Origin of the sequence: Halomonas sp. ND22Bw, from assembly GCF_003011945.1 — a bacterium.
Taxonomy (GTDB): Bacteria; Pseudomonadota; Gammaproteobacteria; order Pseudomonadales; family Halomonadaceae; genus Halomonas; species Halomonas halophila.
This window is the reverse complement of sequence record NZ_PXWD01001492.1, coordinates 1-247: the sequence shown is the minus strand read 5'-3', so window position 1 is coordinate 247 and position 247 is coordinate 1. Positions and strand designations below refer to the sequence as shown.

The following is a 247-nucleotide window of genomic DNA, read 5'->3' as shown; positions in this document are numbered from 1 at the left end:
CGCTTATTCATCGGTCGCCCATATGGCGATCGTCACGATCGGGCTGTTCGCATTCAACGCGCAGGGGATCGAGGGCGCGATGATGGTGATGCTGGGTCACGGCCTGGTGTCGGGCGCGTTGTTCCTATGCGTCGGCGTCATCTACGATCGACTGCATACGCGGGAAATCAGCCGGTACGGCGGTCTCGCCATCAACATGCCGCGGTATGCGTTGCTGTTCCTGCTGTTCACGCTGGCGTCGATCGGA

The 247-nt window shown here is 61.1% G+C and carries 1 protein-coding gene; it reads left to right on the top strand.

Features of this window, described 5'->3' with window-relative positions:
- Nucleotides 1–247, top strand: a 247-nt coding sequence (locus CVH10_RS23185; protein WP_369335999.1) for a proton-conducting transporter membrane subunit, incomplete at both ends; no start/stop codon positions are given.